The following is a 16,454-nucleotide window of genomic DNA, read 5'->3' on the forward strand; positions in this document are numbered from 1 at the left end:
TTTTTTCCGGCTGCTACCATAATAACCATTTAAAAAAAGTATGGTTTACTGATAGCGCATCGTTTTATTGTTATCTTCAATAAATTTCATTTTATCACACAAAACTCAATCCAACCGTACTAACCAGGAAATTATGGCACAAAAACCCGCACTCATCTGCCTGAAAGTCAGCGCACTAATGACTTTCCTGTTATTTTTTCAGACCGGATCGGCACAATACAATTTTGGGGAGTTAGACAGCAAACTACAATCACATCAAAAAGAGCTCAGCTCTAATGTGGTAACACTTATTTATAAAGGAGACAAGGTTATCTATCAAAAAGAAATGGGAGATTTTAAGGCCAATACTGTTGCGCCGATCGCTAGTTGCAGTAAGTGGTTAACCGCGGCGCTGGTGATGCAATTTGTGGATGAAGGCAAACTGTCACTTGATGATAAAGTGAGTAAATACCTGCCGATATTTAATCCGTATGGTAAAGGCTTTATTACAATCAGGCAATGCCTGTCTCATACTACAGGAATAGCCGGTGAGAAACCGGGATTAATGAGCATTATAAAACTGAGCCGCTATAATTCACTGGAAGAGGAAGTGAATGACTTTGCTTCAAAACATGAATTACAGGTTCAACCAGGTATTGAATTCCGATACAGCGCAATCGGTTTGAATATTGCCGGAAGGGTTTTGGAAGTGATTGCCAAAAAACCTTTCGACAGGATTATGCAGGAAAAGCTTTTTCGCCCCTTGAATATGCGCAACACCACATTTGCGAGCGAGAAAGCGGTTAACCCCAGCGGAGGCGCGAAAAGCACCGCGAATGATTATATGAATTTCCTGGTTATGCTGCTGAATAAGGGCATGTTTAATGGCAAAAGACTCTTATCTGAACAGTCGGTTGAATTGATGCAACAACCGGTAACCAATTTAAGCATGATCAAATATGCGCCTGCTGTTGCCGAAGGTTTTAATTATGCCCTGGGCGAATGGGTACAGGAAGCAGACGCCAGCGGCAAGGCGACCTGCGTTGCCAGCCCCGGATTATTCGGCACATGGCCATTGATCGACACCAAAAGAGGTTATGCCGCAATTGTGTTTGTAAAGACGTTGTTGAACGAACAAAAGAAAGATATTTATATGGATTTGAAGGGATCGATTGATGAGGTGTTAAATCGGTAGAGACGTTGCAGTGCAACGTCTCAATGATGTTTGCCGGTATATTGATGTGTATAGAAACGCCACATAGAGGGATAGGATTTATATAAAAAAAGACGTTGCGTTGCAACGTCTTTTTTTATTGACCGGGTATTTGAAATGTTGGCGACGCTCGGTTGAGAGACGTTGCAATGCAACGTCTCTACGTGTGTTACGCCGAATTTCTTCCCGCATTAATTATCCCAAACGAACAACGCATAATCAATTTTTCATACGTTGATTTAACCTTGTCTGAAATCAAATGTTCATCCAATTGACGCAGGCGGGTTAATGCAAATTGCTGTATGGTAACCAACGGCAATACAATTCTTTCACGCATTTGAATGGACAGCTGATCCACCGGATAGTCAGCCATTAATTCTGTTTTTTCAGAAAGCTTCAGAATGTATTTGCGCGTTAATTCGTATTCTTCATAAATCATGTTCCAGATCTCGCCATACTTGGGATGACCGGACAAATATTCTGTGAGCGGGAAGAAGCTTTTCTTCATAGCCATCTCACAATTATCGATCAGCGTTTTGAAGAAAAGTGAGCGTTTGTATAATGTTGTCAGTTCATCCCATTTTCCTTTTTCTTCGAGCTTTTTCAAAGCAGCGCCGACGCCATAGTAGCCTGTTACATTTTGTTTCAACTGGCTCCATGCCCCAACAAACGGAATGGCACGCAGATCATTCATATTTAATTTAGCAGAACCTCCGCGTTTCGCAGGCCGGCTACCAATATTGGTCTCGGCATAAAATCTCAACGGGCTGGCCACCGCTAAATACTCCAGAAAATAAGCATGATTTTTTAAAGCGGAGTAAGAAGCAAAACTTTCGTCCGACAGTTCTTTTAATAATGCATCTTCTTCAGCTGTTAAGGTTGCTTTTTGTTGGAGAATGTCATTGGTAATACCAGCGTTCAACAATTGCTCAATGTTGTATTGTGCGGAGTCTATCGTTCCGAAATTGGAACTAACAGTTTGTCCTTGTATGGTTAGCTGAATTTCTTTGTTGGAAATATTCTTGCCCATAGAAGCATAGAACTTCTGCGTTTTTCCACCGCCACGCGCAGGAGGCCCACCCCTACCATCAAAGAACACCACATCGATATCATATTTTTTGGAGATCGCACTCAATTCTTCTTTCGCTTTGTAGATGGACCAGTTAGCCATCAGGTAACCTCCATCTTTTGTGCCATCGGAAAAGCCCAACATGATGGTTTGCTTGCGCCCTCTCATTTGCAGATGCTTGCTGTACACCGGATTCTCATACAACGACTCCATTACGGCGGCTGCGCTCTGAAGGTCATCAATGGTTTCAAAAAGAGGAACGATATCAATTTTAAGGTCTTCTTTCTTCCATCCGCCCAGCAGGAACAAACCATAGACTTCCAATACGTTTAATGCGCTTGTGCTATGGCTGATGATATAACGATGGCAGCCCATTTCTCCGTTATATTTCTGGATGGTCTTAACGCTGTCAATAGTTTTTAAGGTGTCCTTGTTCAGATCATTGGACAACTCGTCAATATTGACCTTTTTAGTAACATTTAGCAATGCGTTGATCTTTTCATCATCGGTCATGCTCAGATAGGTCCTGGGCAGTGAGTCTGTTTTTTCAACAATATCACTCAATACTTTTTCATGAATGCTGCTATCCTGCCTGATATCCAGCGAGGCAAAGTGCAAACCGAACACTTCTACTTTACTGATAAAATTATCTACATGATGCAGGAACAGACCGTTGTGTTCTTCAATCAGCACTTTGCGAACGCCATACAACGTGTTCAGCATATCTTCTTTGCTCAAGTCGGTTGTCTGGTCGGTCAGGAAAAGATTATTGTACAGCGTGTCTTCCATTTCCTGCAATACATTCTCAACACCTTTAAATGTAAGTCTGCGTTTCAATCTTCTTACATCATAATAATAACATCTGATGATTCCTTTGCGCAGAGTTTCTGCAACCTTAAGTGTTGTATCGCAGGTAACGAACGGATTGCCATCCCTATCGCCACCAGGCCAGAAACCCATGCATATCAATGGATTTTTATCGCAGTTAATATCCTGTAAGCCGCTTTTCAGCGCAGACAAAATACGTCCAGACGCCTGGTAAAACACGTTTTCCAGGTACCAAACCAGGCTGATGGCTTCATCATATGGTGTTGGTTTTTGTTTCTTTAAGAAAGGCGTTTTACCTAATTGCTGTAAGTATGTATTAACAAGTGCGGTGTTATCTTCAATCAATGCTTTTGAAAGATCATTTAAAATACCCAGCACCTCACCCGGGTAAAACTGCGTAGGGTGTGCGGTAAGCACCAGGCGAACAGAAAAATCCTTCAGTTTTTCGGCCAGTGCTTCTTCATTATGGGTTTGCTCAACTACAGATTGTAGCTGCTTCAGCGTGCCCGGACCGTTTACGTCATTAACTGTGGTAAAAGCAGCATCTTCCAATGCATCAAATAATACCACCTGTCTTTCCGAATATTGAACAAAACGGAACAACAGATCCAGTTGTTCCTGTTCTTTTCCGTAAGAAGTATATTGTTTTAAAAAGGATTCTATTAATTCTTGAGGACTCTGTTTCTTTCGGTAGCCTTCTTCGCAATGAATCAGAAAGAGGGACAATAAAATCCCGGTTTTTTCAATTCTGTGAAATGGTAAAGCGGTAAAAAGACTATTGTACAATTGAAACTTGATACCCACCAGGTTTTTAAACTGCTGCAAGGCATTGTTAGTAGTGATGTCCATAATAATTAATAAGCGTTTGTACGTATGGCAGGCAACCTTTAGTACGCGTTGAAGATACGGTAAAAGTTGAAAATGAGGGGTGTTGTCACGATTTTTTAATACATTATGATTTTATCAAATAGTTACTGGAAGGTGTTTTTATTTGATAAAAAAGGCTGTCGATCCGAAACATTTCTTAGCTGAGAAATAACCTGTTTTAACATCTGCAAGAGTCTCTTTCTACAAAAAAACAGACTAATAATCCGCCCTTTTTGCCGTTTCACCATTTGCAAGTATTTTCGCAACCGCAAATCAATTGGCCGGCGTTAAGCTTTGTTAACCTATTGAGTTTATACCAGCCAATACACAATGACAATAAATAAAATAAAAATCATGGCATACGACGTAATTGTTTTGGGTAGTGGTCCCGGGGGTTATCCTGCTGCTATCCGTGCATCTCAGCTGGGATTTAAAGTAGCAATCATTGAAAAAGAAAGCCTTGGCGGTATTTGCCTTAACTGGGGTTGTATTCCTACCAAAGCTTTACTGAAAAGCGCGCAAGTGTATGAATATATGAAGCACAGCACAAGCTATGGCATTAACACTTCTGGTGTTGAACATGATTTTGGCGGTGTAATCAAACGTAGCCGTGGTGTTGCGGACAAAATGAGCAAGGGTGTTCAGTTCCTGATGAGGAAGAACAAGATTGATGTGATCATGGGATATGGTAAACTGAAAGCTAAAGGACAAATTGAGGTAACCGGCGCTGATGGTAACAAACAATTAGTAGAAGGTAAATATATTGTTATCGCTACTGGTGGTCGCGCACGTGAACTGCCTAACCTGAAAATTGATGGTAAAAAAGTAATCGGCTATCGTGAAGCGATGGTGTTACCTAACCAGCCAAAAAGCATGATTGTGGTGGGTAGCGGTGCGATAGGCGTTGAATTTGCATACTTCTATAGTACATTAGGAACAAAAGTAACTGTAGTTGAATTCTTACCAAGAGTTGTACCTATTGAAGATGAAGATGTTTCTAAAGAATTGGAAAAACAATTTAAGAAACAAGGCATTGAAGTAATGACGAGCTCTACTGTTGAAAGTGTTGACACTACAGGTAACGGTGTTAAGGCACAGGTTAAAAAACAAGACGGTTCTGTAATTACCCTGGAAGCTGACGTTGTATTAAGCGCAGTAGGTGTTGTTGCAAACGTTGAAAATATCGGTCTGGAAGAATTAGGTGTTAAGACTGAAAAAGGTAAAGTAAGTGTTGACAAATATCAGCAAACAAACGTTCCCGGCATTTTCGCAATTGGCGACTGTGCTCCCGGACAAGCATTGGCACACGTTGCTACCAAAGAAGGTATCAACGCCGCTGAATATATTGGTTACCTTGAAAAGAAATATAACCACCAGCCAGAACCAATGGATTACAACAACATTCCGGGCTGTACCTATTGCACACCGGAAATTGCGAGCATTGGTTATACTGAAAAAGCAGCAAAAGAAGCTGGTTACGAGGTTAAAGTGGGAAAATTCCCCTTTATCGCGAGCGGTAAAGCAAGTGCAGCCGGTAACACGGATGGCTTTGTAAAAGTGATTTTCGATGCTAAATACGGTGAATTCCTGGGTGCTCACATGATCGGTGCGAGCGTAACCGACCTGATCGCAGAAGTTTCTGTAGCCCGTAAACTTGAAACTACGGCTCATGAAATTCTGAACGCAGTTCACCCTCACCCGACAATGAGTGAAGCAGTAAAAGAAGCTACTGCAGCCGCTTACGGAGAGGCAATTGATATATAGCTGTGAGCTGTTGGCTATCAACTTTTAGCTACGATGAAAGTTGATCAGCGATTATAAATATTAAGGAGGTTGCAATTGCAACCTCTTTTTTTTGAAGACCGTAAGACAGTAAGATTGTAAGATGTGTAAGAGGGCGGTTTCAGGTGAAACAACATTTTGATTTTCAGCGCTTTCTTATCTTACTATCTTACTTTCTTACTATCTTACACGTCTTTTTTTGGTCTTACGGTCTTACGGTCTTACGGTCTTACGGTCTTACGGTCTTACGGTCTTACGGTCTTACGGTCTTACGGTCTTACGGTCTCACGGTCTTCCAATATGAACTTATTGTTAACACATAGTAAAAATCACAAATCCATTGTACTTTGCCGGCTGAAAAATACCGTGTGTTATGAACAAAGCCTTACAGTGGAATTTAAGGGAGAATCGTTTTGGTTATAACATCTTTGAGCTCTCGCAAAATGGAGAAAAGGTTTTGGCACTTGCTTATGATCCTGATACGCAATCTGCGAGACTTGATTGCGAGATAAGTAAACGTGCTTTCCGAATCGAAAAAGCCGGTTTCCTGAAAAACCGCATCGTACTTAAAAATGAATATGGAATAAACATTGCGCAACTTGCTCCGGAAAAAAATCACGCTAACGAAGGTGTAATTGAATTGGAAGATCAGCGCTTGTTTTATAGCATTAACAGCCTGGTTGATGAACTGGTTGTTTTCAAACATGCTTCGCAGCAGTTTATGGTGAACTGCAACTTCGCTTCTTTGAAAGATGCGCTGGGACTGAAAAGAAAAACCAGGAAACAGTTTGACGAATACTCTCCGCTCCTAATGGCGCTTGGCTGGTTTTTATTCCTGCCATCAAAAGTAGAAGCCGTGGCATAATATTATTACATCATGCATTTACCCGGACAAAAAACGTGATGTTCATTAAAGAACATCACGTTTTTGTTTTTGGTTTGCTTAAATAGCTATTCCTTCTTAACAAAAACAATTCTGCTTCTGTCGGCTTTGGAAATATCATTGTAAAAATCGGCCAATACATTGTAATCGCCGGCTGGGAACGTGCCGTCTTTGCAATGAAATTTTCTTATGTATATAAGCTTGTTACCTTCAAAGATGTATCTAGCCTCATATGTTCCAAATTGTGTTGATAGACTTTTGTCTTTTGGAGCACTTTCAATAACATACCCTTCTGGTATAAATAATACGATAGAATCAACATCTTTAAAAGGATACTTAACCACTATGTCATACTTTCTTGCTGTATCCTTCTTCCAGCTATTAACATAACGAGCTAATATATTTGGCGTTACAAACAACCTTTTTCCAGAAACCGTTGCATATCCCGAGGACTGCAATGTCAGCTTTTCTTTTATCAATGGCTTTTCCTGCTTAACCTCTGTATACTCAAAAGAAGAAACATCATAACTAGCCAAATTAAACTTAGTTTTCAGCTGTTCTAATTGCTCTTTCTTAGAATGGTTATTAATCAAATTACTCAATGCATCCTGAGACTGACAGGCATAGGTTCCGGCGATTGTTGCAGTGAGATTGCCTTCTTTATCGATAATTGCATCTATTGTTCGCGTTTGGAAATTATCTTCCGCAGAATATTTTTTTGTGAACACAACGTGCCCTCCGGCTGCATCGATCAACAATGCATTTCTATTATCAGTATGATACCCAAGGTATCCTTCCGCAACTGTCTGATTGGTACATTCTAGCCAGATACTGTCATTACCCATGGGAACGCATACAGTTGCGTGGTTGAATTGATTGGAAGGGAAATCAACGTCCATGTTTCTGACATTCGATAACGCCCGAATTAACACATAGTTTGCTTTGATGCCTCCTTCCTTTAATAACGCAACCATATAATTTGACAAGGCTTTACAATCTCCATACTTCTTCGCGCTTACAAATTGTGCATCAAATGGCTGCCAACTTCCAATCCCTAACTGTATGCTTATGTAGCGGCTATTCTTTTGAAGATAATCATATAATACAGCGACCTTTTCCCGATCACTGCTTATATTATCTGTTAAGGAATGCACTAGTTGCTTAATGTTTTCAGGCAAAACATCTCTACCCGCATTTAATGTGTTTATAAATTGTCCAAATTCTAGCCAGGAAGTCATTTTGCCCTTGTATCCTTCAATTTCAAATTCTGATGGAGCAAGTAATACAGTAGTGACAATATTCCGAAGCGCAGGCGAATACACTTCTTTTTGTATAGCTTTAACATTTTTTACTTCCCACGTATAGACTCTTTTACTTCCGGATTCCGTTACAACCGGTGTTCCATTATAGTTAATGTTTTTAAAGCGAACAACATAGTCTTTAGGAGCAATAACAACCAGCTTGCTATACTCAACAGCAATACCATCATCTGCAGGTTGAGGATTCCACGATGGTAAATTAAAGATGCCATTTAAATTTTTCTCATCTTCATATTCAACTGTAAATGGGTAAGTCCTGTAGTAAAAATCATGTTTTTTCGCACGAGTATCATCCATTAATCCTGAACCATACAAACTTAAATCTTGCAGATCTTTTTTCTTGACACTTTTAAGCTCTTTACCGGTTGCATCATATAGCGTTCCACTTATGGAACCGAGATCCTGTAACTTATCATAGTAATCATCGAATTCGCAATATTCAACGGCTTCCTCATTGAGAATAGTATATGCATATCTAGTTGAAATTTTTGCGCTAGATGGCGATTTTATCTCAACAACCATCTCCTCGTATCGCTTAACAGCGTTCGCTCCCTTTTTTAACGAGTCTGCTATGGTTGATACCGGATATTTTGTATCACCACAAAAAGCTGCGGTAAAAGCCATTGCAAAAACAAGGCAGCTCAATATATATTTAGTCATTTTCTTATATTTTTTTGAATACAATTTGCTCCCCTTGCTTACTTACAACGAAATTGAAGAAGTCGCGCAGTGTGCTATAATCTTCAGCACCAAAAACAGCTTTATTAAGCTGAATGCGGCTTCTCAATTGAATCGAATTGTTGGATTGCATAATGATGTACTCAAACATTCCATCTGTGTCGTTTAGCTTAACGCGAGCGGACTTTGGCAGTTCATCCACTTTGTAACCTTCAGGGATGGGCATATTGAAAATATAAGTTTCATCTGCGCGGTAAGGCATTTCAACAGGATATTTTCTTTCCGCACTTTCAAACGGATTTTTCAAGGTTGCTTCTGTAAGCATAGGATTAAAATACACAATATCATCACCTTTAAAATCAAATTTCATGTTGTAGCGTACATCAACCGGGAGGTTAAGCTGCTTGATTGAATCTGCGGCCGCATCAGACAATTCCACATCAATCGTCATTCTCTTCTTCAATTCTTTCAGGAAATCATCTCCCTTACCTATACCACCATTTTCACGCAAATGCAATGATTCAAAATATCCCAGATGGCTGGTGAAACTACCTTCTAACTTTTTGCTTTTCCCTTCGTTAATGAAGACCATTGTAGTCTTTTTCTCAAGGAGTGAATCACTCTCCAAAGGCACCAATGCAGGCATAATAGAATCTATTATGCGTGCGCTTTTGTTGTAAAGATTAAGCGGAAGCTTACCGAAACCAAGTTTATTGTTAGTCGCATCCAGCATGTAGTATTGATCATCCACTTTTACCCTGCATACTACATAATTAAATTTATGCAACAGTGGGTAAGACTCACTCGCATAACCATTGTCACGCGTACTCAAAAGAGCAGGTGTAGCTTCAAATCCCTGGTTGCGATAAGCGGCAACTAACAGTAAGTTAATATCACCTACGTTACCACTTTTATCCTGGTAAGCTTTCTTTAGTGTGTTGGTTATATAAAATCCTTCGTGTGTTTTGCAGGTAAAGTTATCTCTGATATATGCGTAGATTTTTTCGGCTTTCTCTTTGTCCGTAGATGCACCAGCGACAGCTGCTTTTAAATCGCTGCTAAGCCAGCCGTTACCGCGGCCAAGAGGTTCTCCAAAGCTTTCATCCTTTACAAGTCTTTCAGCAAACTGGTACCATGTTCCCATAATCTCCTTAACATTTGTCGCAGAGTATTTGATACGGCGCAACTGAAAATCAATTTTTGAAAGATAATTGTCAATTGTGGTAATGAAGCTCTCTCCTTTAATTGGAGGCACATCTTTAATGGCCCATTTTGCTCTTACCGTATTTGAGAAAAGAGTGAATGACTCACTTCTATCCATTGCTCCTTCACCCGGAACCATAATATGATAGGAATCTCTTGAAGACGATACTGTATCAACAGCATAAGGTAAGTAACCCTGCCGGGTAACTACATAGTCAAAGATATCGCTAGGTATGGTTACCGAATATTCACTCCACAGCCTTGGCGTGCTTCCCTGGAAGTTCCATGAACGCAGGTTAGAATAATATGGCGAATTAATTTTATATCTATATTCAATTATAGAACCCTCTTTAATATTCGGGAAGGTAAATTTTCTCGATGTCCAGTTTTTGGAGGCTTTATCTTTAAACAGAGACGCCTTATCCAGTTTTGTGGCTACAATCTTTCCATCTTCGAGGTTATAGGTTACCGCATCAATATCCTCTAATTTTTCTTCGATTGAACCATCAACATACAAGGGTATTTCAACAGTGGCTTCATTATCGAAGCTGTTCTTGTTTAATAAACGCGTTCGTCTTAGCCGCGTAAATATCAGGGAAAAGTTTCCTTTACTATTCCCTTCAAAAACTGTCTCGCCTACATCGGCAAGAATTACTGCATTTGCACTACTGTCAACACTGTAAACGGTTGGGGCAAAATCTTCTGGTTTAATATCGCCAAACTTATATTTAGCTTTGTCTTTCTGAGCATAGGATATCAAGGATAGACAAAGGGCCAAGGGAAGCAGGGCGCAAATTCTGGTTGTTTTCATAAATAGTCAAAAAAGGGTATTTTTTTGCAATGTTAACGGATTTAACAATATCTACACAAAATCGTCAAAAAAATTTGAATAAAACTGATCATACCGCATTTATAAAAAAAACTGCGAATCAGCTCGGCTTTGATTATTGTGGAATAGCCAAAGCGGTATTTCTTGATGAGGACGCGCGCCGTTTGGAAGCCTGGTTATCAAAGGGCATGAATGGGAAAATGCAGTATATGGAAAACCATTTTGACCTGAGAACGAACCCTTCATTACTTGTTCCCGGAGCAAAATCTGTGATCACTTTACTTAAAAATTATTACCCGAAAGATTTTCAGCAAGAAGGTTCTCCAAAGATTTCCAAATATGCCTATGGCAAAGATTATCATGAAGTGATTCGCGCTAAGCTAAGAGAATTTCTTGCAGTTGTGCAGGACGAGTTGGGTGAAATAAATGGCCGTGGATTTGTTGATTCAGCACCTGTTCTTGAACGAAGCTGGGCTAATCGAAGCGGTCTTGGCTGGATTGGAAAAAACGGAAACCTTATTACCAAACAACAAGGATCCTTTTTCTTTATTGCTACGCTGATTGTTGATATAGAACTGGATTACGATGATGCCTTTGCGAAAGACTATTGCGGAAGTTGCCGGAAATGCATCGAGGCTTGCCCCACCGATGCAATTATGGAAGACAAGACGATCAATGGTAGCAGCTGTATCTCGTATTTTACGATTGAACTGAAAGACATGTTATTGCCTGGTGACATGAAAGGCAAATTCCAGAACTGGATGTTCGGATGTGATGTTTGCCAGGATGTTTGTCCGTGGAACCGTTTTAGCAAACCGCACAATGAAAGTGCTTTTTCACCTATTCCTGAAGTGTTGAATTTATCTTCGAAAGAATGGGAAGAAATGACAGAAGAATCATTTAGAACTATCTTCAAAGAATCTCCGATTAAACGAACCAAGTTCGGGGGAATTAAACGAAACCTGAGTTTTTTGAACCACGGAATTTTGAACCACGGAGACACAGACGACATTAAGTAACACAACGATATTTTTTTTAAAAAAATCAGGATAGTTCATCGACACACAAACGATCGTCGGTGATACATAATAATGATACAACTGTTAAGTAAACGCCGTGTATCGTCATATCGCCGAGCCTCCGTGGTTCAAAAGATTTCCTTTCCTTTGCGGCATGACAATGATAGAGAAAGACCGCAAATACATCTGGCATCCTTTTACACAACAAAAAAATATGGCTGACCCAATTGCCATTATAAGGGGCGAAGGAACATTACTGATAGATGCAGACAATAATACTTACATAGACGCAATAAGCAGTTGGTGGGTTAATCTTCACGGGCATGCACATCCTTATATAGCAGGAAAACTGTATCAGCAAGCGATGCAGCTTGAGCAGGTGATCTTTGCAGGCTTTACCCATCAGCCGGCGATTGATCTGGCAGAACGACTAATTGATATATTACCTGGAAATTTTGCGAAAATATTCTATAGTGACAACGGCTCAACTTCTACGGAGGTGGCGCTAAAAATGGCCGTGCAGTATTGGTGGAACCAGCGCAAAAATGATGTTGATGTAAAAAAGAAGAACAAGTTACTGGCTCTTAAAAACGCCTATCATGGTGATACATTCGGAGCGATGAGTGTGAGTGAACGCAGTGTTTTCACGATGGCTTTTCACGACTTATTATTCGAAGTTATCTTTATTGATGCACCTGCAGCAGACAACATCGAAGCGACAAAAGAACTTATAGCATCCCATTCGGATGAAATTGCTGCATTTATTTACGAACCGTTGGTCCAGGGCGCCGGCGGTATTCAGATGTATGAAGCAACAATGCTTGACGAACTGTTAAGCATCGTTCAGCAACACGATATTATCTGCATTGCAGATGAAGTAATGACAGGATTTGGACGCACAGGTAAACTTTTCTGTAGCGAATACATGCAAAACAAACCTGACATCATTTGCCTGAGTAAAGGCCTGACCGGTGGAACAATGGCGCTTGGTGTTACGGCTTGTACAGAAAAGATTTACAACGCCTATGTTAATGACGATAAATTAAAGACTTTCTTTCACGGGCATTCATTTACAGCAAATCCGCTGGCGTGTACAGCAGCACTTGCAAGTCTTGACCTGCTTTTGAAAGAAGAATGCTTAAAGCAGATTGACTGGTTGACTGAACAAAACAAATTGTTTGCAGAAACCTTGCTGACAGCAGAATTTCCGGTTCGTCTTAAAAACATCCGTACGCAAGGCACAATTCTCGCCTTTGAAATTGCAGAAGGAAAAGATGAATACCTAAATAACGTTAGCACCGTCTTTACCAAAAAAGCTTTAGCACACGGCATTTATCTAAGACCGCTTGGCAATACCGTTTACATAATGCCACCGTATTGTATTACAGAGGAAGAGTACGAAAGGGTGAAGGAGGTAATTATTGCTATATTAATTGAAAATTGATAATTGAAAATGGAGGCAATTTCTTTGTAAGGCCTTCATTTTCACATTTGCATATTTACACACTCGCACATTTTCAATTTTCAACTGTCAACTGTCAATTCCCTTCCACTATCTTCTTTAAGTTAGCCAGGCTCTTTTCCATATTGCCGCCGAGGATCTTATCGTTCATCATGCTGCCGATTTTCTCCCAGGGATACCATTTGACGTGCTCTTCAAACTGCCATTGAACAGTGCTAACCGAGCCTGAAGAAATTATTTGTATGGATGATAGCTGAATAGATTTACCAGCTTTCCAACGATGCTGCCATTTATTGGGTTCTTTCTTTATTAGTGTGATGATCACATTGCCGTAAAAAGCTTTCACACTGTCAGAAGAGGTGACTTTGTATTCACTTTCTTTTGCACCTTCCATCCATTCGTTCCATTTTTGATAGTCGTCGATATACGCCCGGATACTATCCGGACTTGCAGAAATATCAACAGCTCTTGACACAAGCACATTGGAAGGAAACAGACTTCCCATTGCCGTCAGCAAAATAAAAAACACTACAAAACTTATAACCGCTAACTTAATTAAACGCATGTCATCTTTTTCTTGATAATTGTTTTTAAAATACCATTTCGAAGCTCCTAATTCAGTACTACCTGTTTTTTTGCATTCCAAAGAAAATAGTACTGATCCTCTTTTCACCATTCACTATTCACCATTCACTTCCCCCTACTCCCACTTAAATACTTTTATCGCCACCGCATAGATTAAAACGCCCCAAATAACCATTATTCCTATCTCTTTCCAAACACTAATTAAACTGGCTCCTTCAAACGCTATGTCACGCATTGCATTGTTGAAATGTGTCAGCGGCAGTAGATTACAAAAGAACTGCATCCATTTGGGAAACACATCTACCGGAAAAAAAGTACCTGCAAGCAAAAATTGCGGTAAGGTAAACAGGTTGGCAAAAGGCGGAATGGTGCTCTCATTTTTTGCAACGCTACTTACAATAAAACCATACCCCATAAATACGATCAATGCAATAAAACTTAATACCAATATTTCAAGGAAAGTGGTAAACCCATGTACAAGCGTGAAATGAAAAGCAACAGTACCTATACCTACAATTATTACTGCAGTGATCATTTGAAATATAACACGCGCAAGCGCTTCCCCTAAAACAATATAAGTTTTGGTAATGGGTGTAGCAAAGAACCGCTTCAACACGAGTTGCTGACGAAGACTAAAGAATAGAAATGAAACACCGAAAACGCCCGCACTTAACAAGGAAAACCCCAGTTGACCGGGCAAAATAAAATCGATCTGCCTGTAAACCCTGCCCGGAATTTTTTGTACATCAGGCTGTACTTCGGCAATGGAAGGTGCATCAGGATAATGTTGCTGATTAATTTTGCCTATAACCGAATTTAAAATAGACTGCAACACCTGCAGATTTTGAGGTTTCACTGCTTCTGAAGAAGTAAGTTTAACCACATAGGCAGGGTTTTGCGCGTCGTTTTTCTGGATATTAATTACGGCAGTTATTCTACCTTTCTCAAGATCTTCTTTCAATTCCAGATCTGTCTTCTCCTTGATCTTAATGCTTGGAATTTGCTTAACGATTGTATAAACAGGGTTTAACGTATCTGATTTTTTGTCAATAGCAACATTGAGCGATATACCACTTGAGCCGCCGATAAACCCAAAAACCAATATGAAAATAAGAGGAAAACCAATACTGAAGATAACTGCTGAAGGACTTCTGAAAATTGCTTTTAAACCCGCTCTTGTTATTGAAAGCATTGCCTGTACCTGACTGTACTCTTTGTCCATTACTTTAATTTAAAAAAACAAAACTATCTGACAAATGTGGAAATTCAAAAGCTAAATTCAAAAGGCAAAATTCAAAAGTAAAAATTAAAAAATTCCTTCTTAAGCATTTCGCCTGCAGAATGCCTGTTGACGCTTTGAGAAGCCCTTTTAACTTTTGAATTTTGACTTTTGAATTTTAAGGACAATTGTCGTATATTTGCAGGACAATTGACGTGTATGACAAAAAAAGCAAAGCCGAAAAAGCTCAGTCACGGAACAAAATCATTGAGAGCAGAGGAGCCTTCAGTTTTCTATGCACCTACAAATAAACGAATACCTACTGTAGCAGATTTTCCATATAAAAAATTTGAGAAAATTGCCGGGCTTGTGCCCTTTACACAAAAAGAATGGGCAAACATCCTCCATCTTTCAGAAAAAACACTGCAACGGTATTCTAAAGATAACAAGAGTTTTGAAGGAATTTATGTAGACAGGATCCTGCAACTGGAGCAGCTTATTCACATGGGGCTGGAAACATTTACAGATGCAGAGGCATTTTATCGCTGGCTGAAAAGAGAAAAAAACATTTTGGGACAAACCGTTAATTTTGAATCTTTATACTCAACCCAGGGCATACAGGATATTATCGACGACCTTGGCAGAATTCAACACGGCGTTTACATATGAGCATTACATTATACAGGTTTGCCAGAACAAAATACAGTAATGATTTAAGTGGTAACGGTGCAAAGTTATATGGAGGACGATGGAACAATGTAGGCTACCCTGCCATTTATACCAGTTTTACAACTTCTCTTTCCTTGCTGGAATTACTTATTCATAGCGTGAGCTATGACGAGATAAAAGATAATCGCCTGATGATTATTGAAGTGCCAGATACTTCCATCATGGAAATCACTCCTAAAAAATTAAAAGCCAATTGGGAAAAAGATATTGATTACACAAGATTTATTGGCTCAGAATTCATTGCACATTCTTCTAACCTTCTTTTAAAAGTTCCTTCAGCTATTATTCCTTTCGAGCACAATTACGTCATCAATCCATTGCACAAAGATTTTGCAAAAGTGAAGTTGAAAGAAACAAGCGTTTTTTCGTTTGACGGGAGACTGTTTAAATAGCTGTCAGCTATCAGCTATGAGCTATACCAATTTTCAGCATTTCATTTTTATGTAGAAGCTAAAATCTTAATCAGTAGGTTAATGTCCTACGGACAAGAATAAACTGTGATCAGCATATTTCTATTGAGCTTAATGCCCTACGGGCAATTAGCTGTGAGCTGTTAGCTATGAGCTCTATCAATTTTGAGCATTTCATTTTTATGTAAAAGCTAAAACTTTATGCAACAGTTAATGTCCTACGGACAAGAAAGAATTTTGATCAGCATATTTCTATTGAGCTTAATGCCCTACGGGCAAGTAGCTGTGAGCTGTCAGCTATTAGCTATGAGCTCTATCAATTTGAGCATTTCATTTTTCTGTAAAAGCTAAAACTTTAAGCAACAGTTAATGTCCTACGG

At 39.6% G+C, this 16,454-nt stretch carries 12 protein-coding genes; 7 read left to right on the forward strand and 5 right to left on the reverse strand.

Features of this window, described 5'->3' with window-relative positions:
• Positions 1 to 133: 133 nt before the first annotated feature.
• Positions 134 to 1,174: a serine hydrolase domain-containing protein gene (locus QTN47_RS09660; protein ID WP_369329151.1), complete on the forward strand. Its 1,041-nt coding sequence runs from the start codon at positions 134 to 136 to the stop codon at positions 1,172 to 1,174.
• 187 nt (positions 1,175 to 1,361) lie between these two features.
• On the opposite strand, the gene QTN47_RS09665 is transcribed toward QTN47_RS09660, so the two are convergent.
• Entirely contained in the window at positions 1,362 to 3,938 is a 2,577-nt protein-coding gene (locus QTN47_RS09665) for a phosphoenolpyruvate carboxylase (protein ID WP_369329152.1), read from the reverse strand.
• A gap of 372 nt (positions 3,939 to 4,310) precedes the next feature.
• Between QTN47_RS09665 and lpdA the strand changes: the two genes are divergently transcribed.
• Positions 4,311 to 5,720 carry a dihydrolipoyl dehydrogenase gene (lpdA, locus tag QTN47_RS09670; RefSeq protein ID WP_369329153.1) on the forward strand — a complete coding sequence of 470 codons (1,410 nt, stop codon included), beginning with the start codon at positions 4,311 to 4,313 and terminating at the stop codon, positions 5,718 to 5,720.
• A 391-nt stretch (positions 5,721 to 6,111) separates the two neighbouring features.
• Entirely contained in the window at positions 6,112 to 6,603 is a 492-nt protein-coding gene (locus QTN47_RS09675) for a hypothetical protein (protein ID WP_369329154.1), read from the forward strand.
• 86 nt (positions 6,604 to 6,689) lie between these two features.
• On the opposite strand, the gene QTN47_RS09680 is transcribed toward QTN47_RS09675, so the two are convergent.
• Together QTN47_RS09680 and QTN47_RS09685 are read right to left on the reverse strand one after the other, a co-directional pair.
• Positions 6,690 to 8,462 (reverse strand): DUF3858 domain-containing protein, encoded by a 1,773-nt coding sequence (locus QTN47_RS09680; RefSeq protein ID WP_369329155.1) that lies wholly within the window; start codon positions 8,460 to 8,462, stop codon positions 6,690 to 6,692.
• Positions 8,463 to 8,604: 142 nt separating this feature from the next.
• The gene (locus QTN47_RS09685) at positions 8,605 to 10,632 is read right to left on the reverse strand and encodes a DUF3858 domain-containing protein (protein ID WP_369329156.1); all 2,028 of its coding nucleotides are present in this window, start codon (positions 10,630 to 10,632) and stop codon (positions 8,605 to 8,607) included.
• 74 nt (positions 10,633 to 10,706) lie between these two features.
• Here QTN47_RS09685 and queG point away from each other — a divergent pair, with 74 nt between their 5' ends.
• Together queG and bioA are read left to right on the forward strand one after the other, a co-directional pair.
• Complete coding sequence (gene queG / locus QTN47_RS09690) at positions 10,707 to 11,669, forward strand: tRNA epoxyqueuosine(34) reductase QueG (RefSeq protein ID WP_369329157.1); 963 nt, start codon at positions 10,707 to 10,709, stop codon at positions 11,667 to 11,669.
• 160 nt (positions 11,670 to 11,829) lie between these two features.
• Complete coding sequence (gene bioA / locus QTN47_RS09695) at positions 11,830 to 13,113, forward strand: adenosylmethionine--8-amino-7-oxononanoate transaminase (protein WP_369329343.1); 1,284 nt, start codon at positions 11,830 to 11,832, stop codon at positions 13,111 to 13,113.
• A 94-nt stretch (positions 13,114 to 13,207) separates the two neighbouring features.
• On the opposite strand, the gene QTN47_RS09700 is transcribed toward bioA, so the two are convergent.
• Together QTN47_RS09700 and QTN47_RS09705 are read right to left on the reverse strand one after the other, a co-directional pair.
• Positions 13,208 to 13,696, reverse strand: a complete 489-nt coding sequence (locus QTN47_RS09700; protein WP_369329158.1) for an SRPBCC family protein — start codon at positions 13,694 to 13,696, stop codon at positions 13,208 to 13,210.
• 135 nt (positions 13,697 to 13,831) lie between these two features.
• On the reverse strand, positions 13,832 to 14,938 hold the full coding sequence (locus tag QTN47_RS09705) for an ABC transporter permease (protein WP_369329159.1): 1,107 nt from the start codon (positions 14,936 to 14,938) through the stop codon (positions 13,832 to 13,834).
• Between the two features lie 216 nt (positions 14,939 to 15,154).
• Here QTN47_RS09705 and QTN47_RS09710 point away from each other — a divergent pair, with 216 nt between their 5' ends.
• Positions 15,155 to 15,604 carry an Xre family toxin-antitoxin system antitoxin gene (locus tag QTN47_RS09710; protein WP_369329160.1) on the forward strand — a complete coding sequence of 150 codons (450 nt, stop codon included), beginning with the start codon at positions 15,155 to 15,157 and terminating at the stop codon, positions 15,602 to 15,604.
• Positions 15,601 to 16,056 carry an RES family NAD+ phosphorylase gene (locus tag QTN47_RS09715; RefSeq protein ID WP_369329161.1) on the forward strand — a complete coding sequence of 152 codons (456 nt, stop codon included), beginning with the start codon at positions 15,601 to 15,603 and terminating at the stop codon, positions 16,054 to 16,056. Before QTN47_RS09710 ends, QTN47_RS09715 begins: the two co-directional genes overlap by 4 nt.
• The last annotated feature ends 398 nt before the right edge of the window (positions 16,057 to 16,454 follow it).

It is taken from the genome of Danxiaibacter flavus (assembly GCF_041060425.1).
GTDB lineage: Bacteria > Bacteroidota > Bacteroidia > Chitinophagales > Chitinophagaceae > Danxiaibacter > Danxiaibacter flavus.

Coding starts and splice junctions, on each gene's coding strand:
- lpdA (WP_369329153.1), top strand. CDS start 4,311: ATGGCATACGACGTAATTGTTTTGGGTAGTGGTCCCGGGGGTTATCCT.
- QTN47_RS09715 (WP_369329161.1), top strand. CDS start 15,601: ATGAGCATTACATTATACAGGTTTGCCAGAACAAAATACAGTAATGAT.
- QTN47_RS09665 (WP_369329152.1), bottom strand. CDS start 3,938: ATGGACATCACTACTAACAATGCCTTGCAGCAGTTTAAAAACCTGGTG.
- QTN47_RS09680 (WP_369329155.1), bottom strand. CDS start 8,462: ATGGTTGTTGAGATAAAATCGCCATCTAGCGCAAAAATTTCAACTAGA.
- QTN47_RS09705 (WP_369329159.1), bottom strand. CDS start 14,938: ATGGACAAAGAGTACAGTCAGGTACAGGCAATGCTTTCAATAACAAGA.
- QTN47_RS09675 (WP_369329154.1), top strand. CDS start 6,112: ATGAACAAAGCCTTACAGTGGAATTTAAGGGAGAATCGTTTTGGTTAT.
- QTN47_RS09660 (WP_369329151.1), top strand. CDS start 134: ATGGCACAAAAACCCGCACTCATCTGCCTGAAAGTCAGCGCACTAATG.
- QTN47_RS09710 (WP_369329160.1), top strand. CDS start 15,155: ATGACAAAAAAAGCAAAGCCGAAAAAGCTCAGTCACGGAACAAAATCA.
- QTN47_RS09700 (WP_369329158.1), bottom strand. CDS start 13,696: ATGCGTTTAATTAAGTTAGCGGTTATAAGTTTTGTAGTGTTTTTTATT.
- QTN47_RS09685 (WP_369329156.1), bottom strand. CDS start 10,632: ATGAAAACAACCAGAATTTGCGCCCTGCTTCCCTTGGCCCTTTGTCTA.
- bioA (WP_369329343.1), top strand. CDS start 11,830: ATGATAGAGAAAGACCGCAAATACATCTGGCATCCTTTTACACAACAA.